At 71.0% G+C, this 14,928-nt stretch carries 12 protein-coding genes; all 12 read left to right on the top strand.

Features of this window, described 5'->3' with window-relative positions; translation table 11 throughout:
- Positions 1-3 precede the first annotated feature (3 nt).
- The 12 genes from D9R14_RS20555 to D9R14_RS20500 all read left to right on the top strand — a co-directional run bounded on the left by D9R14_RS20555 (position 4) and on the right by D9R14_RS20500 (position 14,720).
- Complete coding sequence (locus D9R14_RS20555; protein WP_121625235.1) at positions 4-1,173, top strand: acyl-CoA dehydrogenase family protein; 1,170 nt, start codon at positions 4-6, stop codon at positions 1,171-1,173.
- On the top strand, positions 1,170-3,278 hold the full coding sequence (locus tag D9R14_RS20550) for an acetate--CoA ligase family protein (protein ID WP_121625234.1): 2,109 nt from the start codon (positions 1,170-1,172) through the stop codon (positions 3,276-3,278). The genes D9R14_RS20555 and D9R14_RS20550 overlap by 4 nt, the downstream gene beginning before the upstream one ends.
- A complete protein-coding gene (locus D9R14_RS20545; RefSeq protein ID WP_121625233.1) occupies positions 3,268-4,659 on the top strand; it encodes an MmgE/PrpD family protein in 1,392 nt (463 codons plus the stop codon). The genes D9R14_RS20550 and D9R14_RS20545 overlap by 11 nt, the downstream gene beginning before the upstream one ends.
- Positions 4,660-4,686: 27 nt before the next feature.
- Entirely contained in the window at positions 4,687-5,829 is a 1,143-nt protein-coding gene (locus D9R14_RS20540) for an NADH:flavin oxidoreductase/NADH oxidase (protein WP_121625232.1), read from the top strand.
- 10 nt (positions 5,830-5,839) lie between these two features.
- On the top strand, positions 5,840-7,225 hold the full coding sequence (locus D9R14_RS20535) for an MmgE/PrpD family protein (protein ID WP_121625231.1): 1,386 nt from the start codon (positions 5,840-5,842) through the stop codon (positions 7,223-7,225).
- Complete coding sequence (locus tag D9R14_RS20530) at positions 7,222-9,222, top strand: CaiB/BaiF CoA-transferase family protein (protein WP_121625230.1); 2,001 nt, start codon at positions 7,222-7,224, stop codon at positions 9,220-9,222. The genes D9R14_RS20535 and D9R14_RS20530 overlap by 4 nt, the downstream gene beginning before the upstream one ends.
- A 269-nt stretch (positions 9,223-9,491) precedes the next feature.
- A complete protein-coding gene (locus D9R14_RS20525) occupies positions 9,492-10,250 on the top strand; it encodes a GntR family transcriptional regulator (RefSeq protein WP_121625229.1) in 759 nt (252 codons plus the stop codon).
- 50 nt (positions 10,251-10,300) lie between these two features.
- The gene (locus D9R14_RS20520; protein ID WP_210210885.1) at positions 10,301-11,266 is read left to right on the top strand and encodes a tripartite tricarboxylate transporter substrate binding protein; all 966 of its coding nucleotides are present in this window, start codon (positions 10,301-10,303) and stop codon (positions 11,264-11,266) included.
- Position 11,267: 1 nt separating this feature from the next.
- Positions 11,268-11,699 carry a tripartite tricarboxylate transporter TctB family protein gene (locus D9R14_RS20515; RefSeq protein WP_121625228.1) on the top strand — a complete coding sequence of 144 codons (432 nt, stop codon included), beginning with the start codon at positions 11,268-11,270 and terminating at the stop codon, positions 11,697-11,699.
- 34 nt (positions 11,700-11,733) lie between these two features.
- The gene (locus tag D9R14_RS20510) at positions 11,734-13,239 is read left to right on the top strand and encodes a tripartite tricarboxylate transporter permease (protein WP_121625227.1); all 1,506 of its coding nucleotides are present in this window, start codon (positions 11,734-11,736) and stop codon (positions 13,237-13,239) included.
- A 54-nt stretch (positions 13,240-13,293) separates the two neighbouring features.
- Positions 13,294-14,409, top strand: coding sequence for an LVIVD repeat-containing protein (locus D9R14_RS20505; RefSeq protein ID WP_121625226.1), 1,116 nt, complete (start codon positions 13,294-13,296; stop codon positions 14,407-14,409).
- Between the two features lie 23 nt (positions 14,410-14,432).
- Positions 14,433-14,720 carry a hypothetical protein gene (locus D9R14_RS20500; RefSeq protein ID WP_121625225.1) on the top strand — a complete coding sequence of 96 codons (288 nt, stop codon included), beginning with the start codon at positions 14,433-14,435 and terminating at the stop codon, positions 14,718-14,720.
- Positions 14,721-14,928: the final 208 nt, after the last annotated feature.

Here is a 14,928-nt window from a genome sequence, read left to right as displayed (position 1 = left end):
GCCATGGATTTCAGCCTCACCGAGGAACAGACCCTCTTCCGCGACGCGGTGCGCGCCTTCTCCGAGCGGCATCTTGCGGCCGGCGCGCTGGCGCGTGCTCACGCCAACGCCTATCCCTGGGACGTGGCGGAGATGATGGCCGAGCAGGGCCTCATCGGCATCACCGCCAGCGAGGAGAATGGCGGCATCGGCGGCACGCTGATGGACGCGGTCATCGCCATACAGGAGGTGGCGCGCTCGTGCCCGCGCTCGGCGGACGTGGTGCAGGCCGGCAATTTCGGCGCCATCCGGGTGCTCGCCCAGTATGCGACCCCCGAGCAGCGCGAGCGCTACCTGAAGCCGCTGTTCGCCGGCAAGGGCCTGATCTCGGTGGCCATGACCGAGCCCGGCGCGGGCTCCGCCGTCACCGAGCTTCAGGCGTCGGTGAAGCCGGACGGCAAGGGTTTCCGCCTCAACGGCTCGAAGATCTTCACCACCCACGGCACCCACGCCACCGTGTTCCTGGTCTATGTCCGATTCGGGCCGGGCACCGGGAACATCGGCTCCGTGCTGGTGGAGCGCGGCATGGAGGGCTTCACCTTCGGCGGCCAGGTGCCGTTCCTCTCCGGCGAGGAGTGGAACCCGCTGTTCTTCGACAATGTCTACATCCCGCCGGAGAACGTGCTGCTCGGTCCGGGCGGCTTCAAGAAGCAGATTTCCGGCTTCAACGTGGAGCGCATCGGCAATTCCTCGCGCGCGCTGGCGCTCGGCCGCTACGCCTATGAGACGGCGCGCGAGCATGCGCTCACCCGCCACCAGTTCGGCCGCGCGCTGGCCGAGTTCCAGGGCCTGCAGTGGAAGTTCGCGGAGATGAAGATCCAGCTCGACGCGGCGCAGCTCCTGCTCTACCGCGCCGCCGCCAGCGCCGACCGGGGCTTCCCCTCGGCCGAGGAGACGGCGATCGCCAAGGTGGCTTGCAACCGCGCCGGCTTCAACGTGGCGAACGAGGCCATGCAGGTGATGGGCGGCGCCGGCTACAGCCAGGATTCGCTGGTCGAATACTGCTTCCGCCGCACCCGCGGCTGGATGATCGCCGGCGGCGCCATCGAGATTCTTCTCAACCGCATCGCCGAGCACGTATTCGACCGCAGCTTCCCGCAGCGGGCCGAGAGCCGGGCGAAGGAAACCGCATGAGCGCCGCGCCCTCCATCGCCGATGCCCTGTTCCGCCCGCGCAGCATCGCGCTGGTGGGCGCCTCGGGCGACCAGAACAAGCACGCCTCGCTGCCGCACCAGTATCTGCGGCGCCACGGCTATGGCGGCGAGATCTTTCCGATCAATGCCTATCGCGACAGCGTGTTCGGCGAGCGCGCCTTCGCCCGCATCGACGACATCGGCCGCCCGGTGGACCACGCCTTCATCATGCTGCCGACCGACGCGGTGAAGGATGCGGTGTCCGACTGCTGCCGGGCGGGGGTGCGCTGCGCCACCATCCTCAGCAACGGTTTCGCCGAGAGCGGCGACAGCGGCCGCCTCCGCCAGGACGAACTGGTGGAGATGGCACGCGACGCCGGGCTCCGGCTGCTCGGCCCCAACAGCCTCGGCATCATCAACCTGCCGGAGCACGTGGCGCTCTCGGCCAACGAAATACTCTCCTTGCCGGAGCTGCGGCCCGGCCGCTACAGCCTCGTCTCGCAGAGCGGCAGCCTGATCGGCGCCGTGCTCTCGCGCGGCATCGAGCGCGGCATCGGCTTTTCCAAGATGATCTCGGTGGGCAACGAGGCGGACCTCGGGGTCGCCGAGACCGGCGACCTGCTGGTGGACGATCCCGGCACCGACGCCATCCTCCTGTTCCTGGAAACCGTGCGCAAGCCCGATGCGCTGGCCGCCATGGCGCGCCGCGCGTTCGCCGCCGGCAAGCCGGTGATCGCCTTCCGCGTCGGCCGCTCGGAGGTGGGCGAGACGCTCGCCGCCTCGCATACCGGCGCGCTGGTGGGCAGCGGCGCCGCGGTCGACGCCTTCCTCGCCGACATCGGCGTGGTGCGGGTGGAGACCATGGACGCCTTCCTGGAGGTGGCGCCGCTGGTGAAGGGCCACCGGCCCGCGCCGGGGCGGCGCGTCTCCGTCGTCACCACCACGGGCGGCGGCGGCACGCTGGTGGTGGACGCGCTCTCGCGCCACGACATCACCATCGCCCCGCCCTCGCAGGCCTGCGTCGACCGCCTCGCCGCCCAGGGCATCGCCATCGCCCGCGCGCCGCTGATCGACCTGACGCTCGCCGGCACCAACGCGAAGACCTACGGCCCGGTGCTGAGCGCGCTGATGGCGTCGGAAGACTGCGACCTCGTGGTGTCGGTGGTGGGCTCGTCCTCCCAGTTCCGTCCCGACCGGGCGGTGCTGCCCATCGTCTCGGCGACGCGCGACAATCCCGACACGCCGGTGGCGGCGTTCCTGACGCCGCACGCGGCCACCTCGCTGAGCCTCCTGGCGGAGGCGGGCGTCGCCGCGTTCCGTACGCCGGAATCCTGCGCCGACGCGGTGCGCGCCTTCTTCGACTGGCGCGCCCCGCGCGCGGCGGCGGCGTCCGTCGCACCGCCCGAGGCGCAGGCCGCGCTCAAAGCCGCCGAAGGCCCCGCGCTCGATGCGGAAGCCGCGGCGCGGGTGTTTGCGGCGCTCGGCGTGCCGGTGGCGCCGGAACGGGTGCTGCCGGCGGATGCCGCCGCCATCGAGCGCCTGGCGCTCGACGACCTGCCCTATCCGGTGGCCGCGAAGATCCTCTCCCCCGACATTGCCCACAAGACCGAGGCGGAGGGCGTGGCGCTCGCCATCGCCTCGCCGCAGGCGCTGAAGGACGCCTGCCGCCGCATCCTCGCCGGCGCCGCCCGGCATGCCCCGGACGCCCGCCTCCTCGGCATCCAGGTGCAGCCCATGCTGCGCGGGCTGGGCGAGGCGCTGGTCGGCTTCCGCCGCGATCCGGCGGTGGGCCCGGTGGTGACGCTGGGGGCCGGCGGCGTGCTCGCGGAAATCTACCGCGATGTCAGCGTGCGCACGGCGCCGGTGGACGCCGAGACCGCGCGCGCCATGATCGGCGAAGTGAAGGCCTTCGCGCCGCTCCGGGGCTATCGCGGCCTGCCGCGCGGCGACCTCGACGCGCTGGCGCAGGCGGTCGCGGCCTTCTCGCGCCTCGCCGCGCTCGACGTCGCGGAGGCGGAGGCCAACCCGGTGCTGGTGCGCGCCGAAGGCGAGGGCGTCATCGCCCTCGACGCCCTGATCGTGAAGGGAGGCGAACATGCGCTCTGAAGCCCCGTCGGGCGACGTCACGCGCCGGCTCGCCGCATTCTGCGCCGGCCTCTCCTTCGCCGACCTCGACGCGGCGGCGCGCCGCGCGGTGGGCCGCCATCTGCTCGACACGCTCGGCGCCGCCGTCGCCGGCTCGCAGGGGCTTCCGGCCCGCATCGCCGCGCGCACGCTCGCGGAAGTCGGCTCGGACGGTCCCATGCCGGTGCCCGGCATGGCGGGCGGCTGGAACCGCCTCGCCGCCGCCTATCTCATGGGCGCCAGCGCCCACGGCCTGGAGGTGGACGACGGCTACCGTGCCGGATCGGTTCATCCCGGCGCTCCCGTCATTCCCGCCGTGCTCGCCGCCGCCTGGGGCGGCAAGGTGAGCGGCGCGCGCGCCGCCGCGGCCATCGCGGTCGGCTACGAGGTGGTGACGCGGGTCGCCGAGACGGTGCATCCCGCCTCGCGCCGGCGCGGCTTCCACAACACCTCGATCACCGGCGTACTGGGGGCGGCGGCCGCCGCCGCCTCGGTGCTGGGGCTCGATGCCGGGCGCACGGCGCACGCGCTCGGCATCGCCTCAAGCTCGGCGGCGGGCCTGTTCGCCTTCCTGCACGGCGGCGGCGAGATCAAGCGCCTGCATCCGGGCCTCGCCGCGCGCGAAGGCCTCTATGCGGCGCTGCTCGCCCGCAACGGCATGACCGGCCCGGCCGGCGTCCTGGAGGGCGAGGACGGCTTCCTCCAGGCGTTCGGCGACAAGGCGGACCCTTCAAGGCTGGTGGCCGGCCTCGGCGAGAGCCTCAACGTCACGCGCTGCTACATCAAGCCCTATGCCTGCTGCCGGCACCTGCATCCCGGCATGGACGGCGTGCGCGCCGCCATGGCGGACGCCGGCATCGGCGCGGACGATATCGATGCGGTGGAGATCGGCACCTACGCCATCGCCGCTGGCCATGCCCATGGCGGCTGGGAGGACATGCCTTCGGCGCAGATGAACTACCGCTTCTGCGTGGCGCTCGCCGCGCGCGAGGCGCAGGTGGGCATCGCCGCCTTCGACACCGCCCATCTTTCCGACCCCGTGCTGAGCGACCTCGCCGGCCGCGTCCATGTGGCGGTCGAGGGCGAGCGCGAGGCGGAATATCCGCGCCTCAGGTCCGCGCGCGTCACGCTGCGCACCAAGTCGGGCGCCGCCTTCGAAAGCTATGTGGACGAGCCGCTCGGCTCGGCGCGCCATCCGCTCTCCGACGCCGCGCTCATCGCCAAGTTCGAGGAACTCGCGACGCCGGTTCTCGGCGCACGGGAAACCGCGCAGCTGCGCGCGCGCGTCGGCGACCTTGCGGCCCTCGACGATATCGATGCGCTTCTTGCCCCCGTCGCGGGGCTGGAGCGCACGGCAAGCTGAAGAACAAGAATTCGGAAGGACGAGGAAATGCCCAAGACCACGCTGTTCTCCCCCTTCTCGCTGCGCGACGTGACCTTCGACAACCGCATCGTCGTCTCGCCCATGGGGCAGTATTCGGCCGACGAGAACGGCTTCGCCACCTCCTGGCACACCATGCATCTCGGCCATCTCGCCGTGTCGGGCGCCGGCCTCGTCTTCACCGAGGCGACGGCGGTTGAGCCGCGCGGGCGGGTGAGCGGGCGCTGCCTCGGCATCTGGTCGGACGACCATGTGGCGGGCCTCAAGGAGGTGGTGGGCTTCTGCCGCAGGCACGGCGGCGCCAAGCTCGGGATGCAGCTCGCCCATTCGGGCCGGAAGGGCTCGGTGACGGTGCCGTGGGAGAAGCAGCAGGGCATGGAGGACGGGGAGGGCGGCTGGCTCATGGCGAGCCCCTCGGCGGTGCCCTATCCCGGCCGCCCGGTGCCTGAGGCGCTCGACGAGGCGGGCCTCAGGGAGGTGCGCGAGGCGTTCGCCGCCGCCGCGCGGCGCGCCGATGCGGCGGGCTTCGACGTGATCGAGATCCACAACGCCCACGGCTACCTGCTGCATTCCTTCCTCTCGCCGCACGCCAATGCGCGCACCGACGCCTATGGCGGCAGCCGCGAGAACCGCATGCGCTTCCCGCTCGAAGTGTTCGAGGCGGTGCGCGCCGCCTGGCCGGCGGGCAAGCCGCTGGGCGTGCGCGTCTCCTCCACCGACTGGACGCCGGACGGCTGGCAGCCGCATGACACGGTCGCCTTCGCCCACGAACTGAAGGCGCGCGGCTGCGACTATATCTGCGCCTCCAGCGGCGGGTCCTCGCCGGACCAGAAGATCCCGGTCGGCCCCGGCTACCAGGTGCCGTTCGCCGATCAGGTGCGGCGCGCGGCGGACATCCCCACCATGGCGGTGGGGCTCATCACCAAGCCGCAGCAGGCCGAGGACATCCTCAAGAGCGGGCAGGCGGACTTCGTCGCGCTCGGCCGCGGCATGCTCTACGAGCCGCGCTGGGCCTGGCATGCGGCGGAGCATTTCGGCGAGGAGGTGTATTTCCCGCCGCAATACGAGCGCTCGCACCCCTCCATGCGGCCGGGCGACTTCCTGAAGCCGTTCCGCGAGAGCGCCGCCGCGGCGCAGGCCAAGGCGAGCTGAGGGCCGCACCATGACCAACCGCACGGACGCCAACCTCACCCTCGCCTTCGCGGAAGAGCTGGCAGCGATCACCCCCGCCGCGCTGACCGAGCGCGACCTCGCCCAGCTGGACCTCCTGGTGTTCGACTATGTCGGCGTCGCCTATGGCGGCGCGGCGCGTCCGTGGATCGTGGCGCTGCACCGCTGGGCGGAGCGCTATCGCGGCACCGGGCCGGCGCGCATCATCGCCAGCGATCTGGAGGTGACGCCCGAGGTGGCGGCGTTCGTCAACGGCGCGGCCGGGCATTCCTTCGAGCTCGACGACACGCACGAAGCCTCCATGAGCCATCCCGGCGCGGTGGTGATCCCGGCCGCGCTCGCGGTGGCGTCCGAGACCGGCGCGTCCGGACGCGACGTGCTCGCGGCCATCGCCGCCGGCTACGAGGCCATGGCGCGCATCGGCATCGCTGCCCGCGCCGAGCGCGTGATCGCCGCCGGCCATCATCCGACCGCGGTGTTCGGCGTGTTCGGCGCGGTCGTGGCGGCCGGAAAGCTGAAGGGCTTCTCGGCGCAGCAGATCGCCGCCGCCTGGGGGCACGCGCTCTCTTTGTCCGCCGGCTCCATGCAGTTCTCGCAGGAGGTGAGCGGCGCCGAGGTGAAGCGCCTCCATGCCGGCTATGCGGCGCGCGCCGGCGTGCTGGCGGCAGAGGTGGTGGAGGCGGGCATTCCCGGCCCCACGCGCGGCCTCGACGGGCGCTACGGCTTCCTCGCGCTCTATGGCCACGACGCGATTCCCGAGGCGCTGACGCGGATGGGCGCGCGCGGCCTTGCCATCCACGACATGAGCTTCAAGCCCTATGCCTGCTGCCGGCTGCTGCATTCCATGATCGACGGCCTGCGCACCACCACGGACGGCTTCGCACAGGCGCAGGAGGCGCGCATCCGCGCCATCCTGGTGCGCGGCCCGCGCAAGCTCGCCGAGCAGCACATGGTGCGCCGGCCTGACACGCCCATGGCGGCGCAGTACAGCCTGCCCTTCACGGTGGGCGCGGCGCTCGCCTTCGGGCCGGAGCGCTACGACGCCTACGAGCCGGGCAACCTCGCCGACCCGCGCATCCTCGCCTTCGCCGACCTCGTCGAGGTGGGCCACGACGCGGCGATGGAGGCAGCCTATCCCGAGCATTTCGGCACCGAGGTGGAGGTGACGTTCGCCGACGGCTCCACCCGCACCGAGCGGGTGCTCGACAGCCTCGGCACGCCGGTCCATCCCATGACCGGGGACGCGCTGCGCGCCAAGGCGCTCGGCCTCATCGGCGGGCGGCTGGAGGCGGACGCGTTCGATCGCCTCGTGGGCGAAGTGACGGCGCTCAAGGGCGCGGCCGATGTCGGCCCGCTCCAGGCGGCGGTGGCACGATGACGATTACCACGCCGTTCCGCGACCTGGTGGTGCTCGAATGGGGCTGCCGGCCGGCGGTGCGCGCCTGCGGCAGCCTGCTCGCCCAGGTGGGTGCGCAGGTCGCGGCGTTCGGCGATGCCGGGGCCGATTGCTTCGGCGCGTTCAAGGAGCGGGTGGCCGACACGCCGCAGGCGCGGGCCGACGCCTTCGCGCGGGCCAACGTCATCCTGGTCTCGTCCGACCGCGCCGACACGCCGCCTCTGCCACCCCGGCGGGCGGAGCAGATCGTGTGCGACATCACGGTGGACGGCGACCCGGCCCACGGCCACTGGACCGAGCCGTTCCTCCAGGCCGTGACCGGGATTTCCGACATCACCGGCGTCCCCGGCGGCCCGCCGGTGATCTGCGGCGGCGCGGTGGTGGAGATCCAGGCCGGCATGCTCGCGGCCTCCGGCATCCTTGCCGCCTGGCGCACCCGCGCCGCCACCGGCGCGGGCCAGGAGATCGGCCTGAAGCTGGTGGATTGCGGGCTCAACAACCAGTCCACCTTCCTGCCGCTGGTGTTCGCCGGCCGCACGCCGCAGCGGTCCGGCAACCGCCACCCCATGGCGGTGCCGTGGAACAGCTACCGGGCGGCCGATGGCTGGATCCTCCTGTGCTCGGCCACCGACGAGCACTGGGTGAAGCTGACCAAGCTCATGGGCCGGCCCGAACTTGCGGAAGGCCCCTACGCGAAGCTCGCCGACCGCATCGCCCTGTGCGACGCGGTGGACCGCGAAGTGGAGGCCTGGACCTCGACCCTCTCGGTGAAGGACTGCATCGCCGCGCTCAATGGCGCGAACCTCGCAGCCGGGCCGATCCTCGACATTGCCGGACTTGCGACCGACGAGAACCTCGCGCTGCGCGGCACGCTCTCCCACGGGCCGCGCCCGCGCCCGCTCTCCTTCGTGCGCACCGATTTCTCGGCCGCCCCCGCGCCCGGCCGGCCCGAGCCGGAGCGGCGGCGCGCCCGGCCGCTCGACGGCCTGCTGGTGCTGGAGATCGGCCAGTACACGACCGCGCCGGTCGCCTCCAAGCAGCTCGCTCTGCTCGGCGCCGAGGTGCTGAAGATCGAGCCGCCGGGCGGCGAGGCCTCGCGCGCCTGGCCGCCGCACCAGGACGGGCAGGGCTATTTCTTCACCATCAACAACGCCAACAAGCGCAGCCTGATGCTGGACCTGCGCGCGGACGGCGACCGCGCGGCCTTCGCCGCGCTCCTCGCGCGCGCCGACGTGCTGGTGGAGAACCTGAAGCCCGGCTCGCTGGCGCGGCTCGGCTTCGATGCGCAGGCGCTGGCGGCGCTCAATCCGCGCCTCGTCTATTGCGGAATCTCAGGGTTCGGGGGGCTCTCGGCCTATCCCGGCCGGCCCGCCTTCGACACCGTGGTGCAGGCCATGTCGGGCCTGATGGACATCACCCGGGCCGGCGAGCTGCCGGTGAAGCTCGGCATCTCGGTGGCGGACGTGAGCGGCGGCCTCGCCGGCCTGTTCGCCATCCTGTGCGCGCTGGAGCAGCGCCGCCGCACCGGGCGCGGCTGCGCCATCGATCTCGCCATGCAGGACGTGTCGGTGTTCCTCACCCAGACGGTGTGGAACGGCGCCGCGCCCCAGCCCCATTGCGTGATCGGCTGCGCCGACGGCCACGTGGTGGCGGGCGCGGATGCCCTGGCCCTCGGCGATCTTGCCGAGGCAGCCGCCGGCATGTCCCGCGCGGCGCTGGTGGAGGCGCTGGCGGCGCGCGGCGTCGCCGCCGTGCCGGTGCGCACCCTCACCGAGATCCGCAACGATCCGGCGATCGTCGGCGCGGGCGCGGTGCAGCTCTATGAGGGGGCGGACGGCAAGACCTGGCCGCTGTTCCGCTCGCCGTTCCGCTTCTCCGCCATGCCGGAGGTGCCGCTCGCGGCCATCGGCGCGCTGGGCGAGGCCAATGCCGACCTCCCGGCGGCGCCCGGCGGGCCGGTGCGCGGCGCGGCGGAGTAGCCGCCCGCCGCGGCCGTTCTCCCGCCCCCGCGGCCTATTCCGTCCGCCCGCGCGTCTCGCCGCGCGGCGGCCCGGCGCGCCGGCGGCCTGACCGGCGCGCAGCCCCAAATGCCCGCAGCAAGCTAAAACACCGTTTCAAATTCCGCGCCGCCGGCGGTTGCATGCGCCGGTCCGCGCCGGCCGACATCCTTATATTGCAACGCGTTTCCATAGGGTTGATACTTTATATCGCACGCAAAACTTGCATAAAAACCTATTGACATAAGTTTATGCTGTTTCTTACGCTGAAGACGATGGATGTGGTCATTCCCAAGTACTCGATGATTAAATCGGTCATCGAGTCTCGTCTTGAGCGCGAATATGCGGTCGGAGACCAGCTTCCGACCGAGGACGCGTTCTGCAAGGAGTTCGGCGTCAGCGTTATCACCATAAGGACGGCCCTCTCCCTTCTGGCGGACGAGGGGATCATCAGCAGGCACAGGGGACGCGGCACCTTCTATCGGGGGCCGCGCGTCAAGCGGACGGATGCGAAGCCGAGCCAGTTGCTGCAATCCCTCCTGAGGGACCAGCCCAAGGGCTTCGCCCAGGTCGAGTTCGCCGGGCATGCGCCGGCGACGCCGCATGTGGCGGGCATCCTCGGCGTGCCGGTCGGCGCGCAGGTGGTGGCCATCGATCGGGTCGGCTTTTCGGACGGGGAGCCGGTGATCTTCATCTCCGCCTACCTGCCCCGGCAGGTGGGCGACACCGTCCTCAAGAACATCGCGCTGCTGGAGCGCCACACGCTCGGCGAGGTGGTGAAGGAGGTGGCCGGCATCGAGATCGCGAACGTGGTGCAGACCATCGCCGCGACACTCGCCGATCCGCGTTTCGCGCCGCTGCTCGGCATCCCGGTCGGCGCGCCGGTGCTGGAAGGCGACCGCACCTATGTGGATGCGGCCGGCCGGCCGGTGATCCTGAGCCTCGCGTTCTATCCGGCGAACCGCACGCGGTTCGTCGTCAATCTGAGCGGCATCTCGGCGGCAGACTGAGAACCGCGAAACCTTTCCGGATCAACGACGCACCAGACAGAGGGGTCGTCATGCGCAAGACCTTGCTTCCCGCCTTGGCGATGCTCGCCGCCTTCACCAGCTTCGCCGCGCCCGCCGCGGCGCAGGCGCCCTCGGGCGCGGTGACGGTGATCGTTCCGTTCACCGTCGGCGGGCTCAACGACCTCACCGCCCGCGCGGTGGCGGAGAAGATCAAGGGCCAGCTTCCCGGCGGCATCGCGGTCATCAACCGCACCGGCGCGGGCGGCTCCATCGGCGTCACCGAGGTGGTCCAGGGCAAGCCGGACGGCACCGTGATCGGCCTCGCGCCGACCCCGGCCCTGCTCGACCAGCCGCAGATGAACGCGCTGCCCTACAAGGGGCCGCAGGACTATACGGCGATCGCCAACACCGTCACCTACTACCAGCTGCTGGCGGTGCGCGGCGATGCGCCGTGGAAGGACATCAAGGAGTTGATGGCGGCGGCGAAGGCGTCTCCCGCCAAGCTGCGCTTCGGCACGTCCGGCATCGGCACCGCGGCCCATCTCAACCTCGCCCAGCTCCAGGCGGCCTCCGGCATCGACGTGGTGCACGTGCCGTTCTCCGGCTGGGCGGAAGGCTCGGCCGCGCTGCTCGGCGGCCATGTGGACACGCTCGTCATCAATCCCGGCGAGGGACGCCAGCTCACCAATGCCGGGCGCATCCGCATCCTCGCGGTGTTCCAGCCGGCGCGCAGCCCGTTCTATCCGGACGTGCCGACCTTCAAGGAGCTGGGCTACGACATCGGCGTGAACCTCTCCTTCTCCTTCTTCGGTCCCAAGGGCCTGCCGGCGGGCGTCACCGACTTCTACGCCAAGGCGATCCGCGCGGCTGTGGAGGACAAGGCGTTCCAGGATTTCGCCAAGGCGCGCGAGATCGAGGTCAACTACATGGACAGCGCCAAGCTCGCGGCCTTCTTCGATAAGGAGTTCAAGGAGCATACGGCGCTTCTGGACAAGCTCGGCCTGCTGAAGAAGTAAGATGGCGACCCGGCTGCTCGGCGTCGGCATCCTCCTGTTCGGCGCGCTCTATCTCGCACTGGCGGCCCAGCTTCCCATGCACACGCTGGCGGGGCCGGGCGCGGGCTTCTTCCCGGTGGCGGTCGGCGTGCTGCTGATCGCCAGCGGCGCGGTCGCGGTGTTCGCGCGCGGCGTGCTCCATCTGGAGCCCACCTCGCGCCTCGGCCTCGCGAAAGTGGCGGCGACGCTCGCCGGCCTGTTCGCCTTCTGCGCGCTGCTGCCGGTGCTCGGCTATCTCGCCAGCGCGGTGCTGCTGTGCGTGGCGGCGCTGCGGCTGTTCGGCACCTCCTGGCGCGCGAGCCTCGCCATCGGCGGCGCGCTGGCGCTGGTGACCTGGGCGATCTTCGTGCCGCTGCTCGGCCTCACCCTTCCGGCGGGGAGCCTGTTCTCATGAGCGCGCGCCATCGGCACCCGCGGGAGGCGCGGCCATGGAAATGATCGCCGGCCTCGCGCACGGCTTCTCGGTCGCGGCGCTGCCCGCCAACCTGCTCGCCTGCTTCATCGGCGTGCTGCTCGGCTCGCTGGTGGGCGTGCTGCCGGGCATCGGCCCCAATGCGGGCATGGCACTGCTCATCCCGCTCACCTTCGCGATGCCGCCGGAGGCCGCCATCATCATGCTGGCGGGCATCTATTACGGCTCCATGTATGGCGGCTCCACCACCGCCATCCTGCTCAACGTGCCGGGCGAGGCGGCCTCGGTCATGACCGCCGTCGACGGCTACCAGATGGCGAAGAAGGGCCGGCCCGGCCCCGCGCTCGCCATCGCCGCCATCGGCTCCTTCGTCGCCGGCACGCTCGGCATCGTCGGCATCATGCTGGTGGGGCCGGGGCTGGCGGAGCTCGCGCTCCGGTTCGGGCCGCCGGAATACTTCGTGCTGGCGGCGGCGGGCCTCGTCTTCCTGTGCGGGCTCTCCACCAACCCGTTCCACATCGCCTTCATCATGGTGGGGCTGGGGCTTGCCATCTCCACGGTGGGCATCGACCCGATCACCGGCACCCAGCGCTTCACCTTCGGCTTCACCCAGCTCGCCCAGGGCATCGACCTCGTGCCGGTCATCATGGGCCTCTACGGCATCGCCGAGGTGCTCACGATGATGGAGGAGGGCGAGCAGAAGGCGCGCCTCACCAAGGTGCGCTTCCGCGATCTCGTCCCCTCCTGGCTGGAGGCGAAGATGTCGTTCTGGCCCATCATGCGCGGCAGCGTGCTGGGCTTCCTGATCGGGCTCGTGCCGGGGCCGGCGACGGTGGTCTCCTCCTTCCTGTCCTACCGGGTGGAGAAGCGCCTCTCGCGCACGCCGGAGCGCTTCGGCCACGGCGCCATCGAGGGCGTGGCGGGGCCGGAGAGCGCCAACAATTCGGCCACCGCCGGCGCCATGGTGCCCATGTTCGCGCTCGGCATCGCGTTTTCGCCCGCCACCGCCATGCTGCTCGCGGCGCTGGTGATCCACGGCGTGCAGCCGGGACCGATGTTCATGCTCAACGCGCCGGACGTGTTCTGGGGCGTGATCGCCAGCATGTATATCGGCAACCTGCTGCTGCTGGTGCTCAACCTGCCGCTGGTGCACGTCTTCGTCTCGGTGCTGAAGCTGCCGCAGAACGTGCTGGCGGCGATGGTGATGATCCTGTGCCTGGTGGGCACCTATTCCATCAACAACAGCCTGCTCGACATCTGGATCATGGTGATCGCCGGCGCCCTCGGCTACGGGCTGCGCAAGCTCAAGGTGGACCCCTCGCCGCTGGTCATCGCCCTCGTGCTCGGGCCGATGATCGAGAAGAGCCTGCGCCAGACCATGTTCCTCGCCAACGGCGAGTGGGGGCTGATCCTGACGCGGCCGATCTGCGTCGGCGTGGTGGCGGCGCTGATGCTGCTGTTCGCCGGCAACGCCCTCTTCAAGTGGCGCCGGCGCCTGCCGGCCGGTGCGGCGCTCGACTAGCGCCGCCGCTTTCTTCTTCGACCAACATCAAGAACTGCCCGGAGTGACGTTCAAATGGCTGAGATCAAGGGTCTGGAGGTCCTGTCCTATTTCGACTGCCCGGGCGGCGGACAAGTCTATGTGAAGGGCGACTACTGCTACATCGCCCACATGGACGCGCCCCACGGCACCACCATCGTCGACATCTCCGACCCGCGGAACCCGCGCCAGGTGCACCACATCGCCATCCCCAAGGGGGTGCACTCGCACAAGGTGCGGGTGGAGAACGACATCATGCTGGTGAACTGGGAGTGCCCGCCGCCCTACATCCTCGACGAGAACTTCCAGGGCGGCCTCGCCATCTACGACGTGAAGGACCCGGCCAATCCGAAGCAGATCGCCTTCTGGAAGACCGCCGGCACCGGCGTGCACCGCTTCGATTTCGACGGGCGCTACGCCTACATCACCCCGGAGGTGGAGGGTTATCACCTCAACATCATGATGATCCTCGACCTCGAAGACCCGGCCAACCCGAAGGAGGTGGGCCGCTGGTGGATGCCGGGCCAGTGGGTGGCGGGCGGCGAGACGCCGGACGAGGGCTACCGCATGACCTGGTGCCACCACGTCATGCGCCGGGGCAACCGGCTCTATGTCGCCTACTGGCATGCGGGCATGGCGATCCTCGACATCGAGGACATGTCGCAGCCGAAGCTGATCTCGCGCCTGCGCTACAATCCGCCCTTCACCCACCCGACCCACACCGCATTGCCCCTGCCGTTCAAGCTCGCGGGGCGCGACATCCTGCTGGTGGCGGACGAGGACGTGCGCAAGACCAAGCCCTCGCCGCCGCCCTTCATGTGGCTGGTGGACATCACCGAGGAGGAATACCCCACCATCCTCTCCACCTATCAGATCGAGGGGCTCCAGGACGTGAACATGCCGGAATTCACCGGCTGCCATCAGCCGGCCGAGCAGGTCTACGGCACCGAGATCCCGGTCGCGTGGTTCGCCTACGGCCTGCGCGTGGTGGACGTGAAGAACCCCCACGCGCCGAAGGAGGTGGCCTATTTCGTGCCCGACGCGCCCGAGGGCTTCGATCGGCCGGGCACCAACGACGTCTTCCTCACCGAGGCGGGCCTCATGTATGTCCTCGACCGCAACCGCGGCATGCACATCCTCAAGCGCGCCTGAGACGCGCGGGAGGGAGCCCGGCCATGTGCTGCTTCTACGAATACGAGGACGGCAACAAGTATCGCCCGTTCGTCCCCGCCTCCCACGCGGTGCGCGCGCGCACCCGCGCGGAAGAAGCGCGGATGCCGGGGGAGAAGGTGCCGGAAGCCGCCTGGGAGGCGTTCTTCAGCCCGGCCTGCACGGCGATCCCCTGGGCGCACTTCGAGCGCATGTTTCGCGCCCGCCAGAAGGCCGTCGGGCTCCTCGCCATGCAAGCCCCCGCCCGCCGTCCCGTGCGCGCCGCCATGGGCTTCCGCGCCGTGGAGGCGTGAGGCTGAACGCGCGCGGTGGGGACAGTGGGGAGGCAGCGAGGGTAGTTGAAGAGCGCGGTGGTCCCACCAGCCGCCGTCGTGCTCCGGCTTGTCTGTTTGAGATGTGTTGGAATGAGAGCGCCTGCGGAGCGCCCCTAACGCTCCGCAGGCGCGGGCGGGAGGCCGTTTACTCCGGCAGGCCGGGGGTCCGGCGAGGACCCTGAGGCCG

This window comes from Xanthobacter tagetidis (assembly GCF_003667445.1).
In the GTDB taxonomy this organism is placed as follows: Bacteria; Pseudomonadota; Alphaproteobacteria; order Rhizobiales; family Xanthobacteraceae; genus Xanthobacter; species Xanthobacter tagetidis.
The sequence above is the reverse complement of the archived record's forward strand: the minus strand, read 5'-3'. Positions and strand labels throughout refer to the sequence as shown.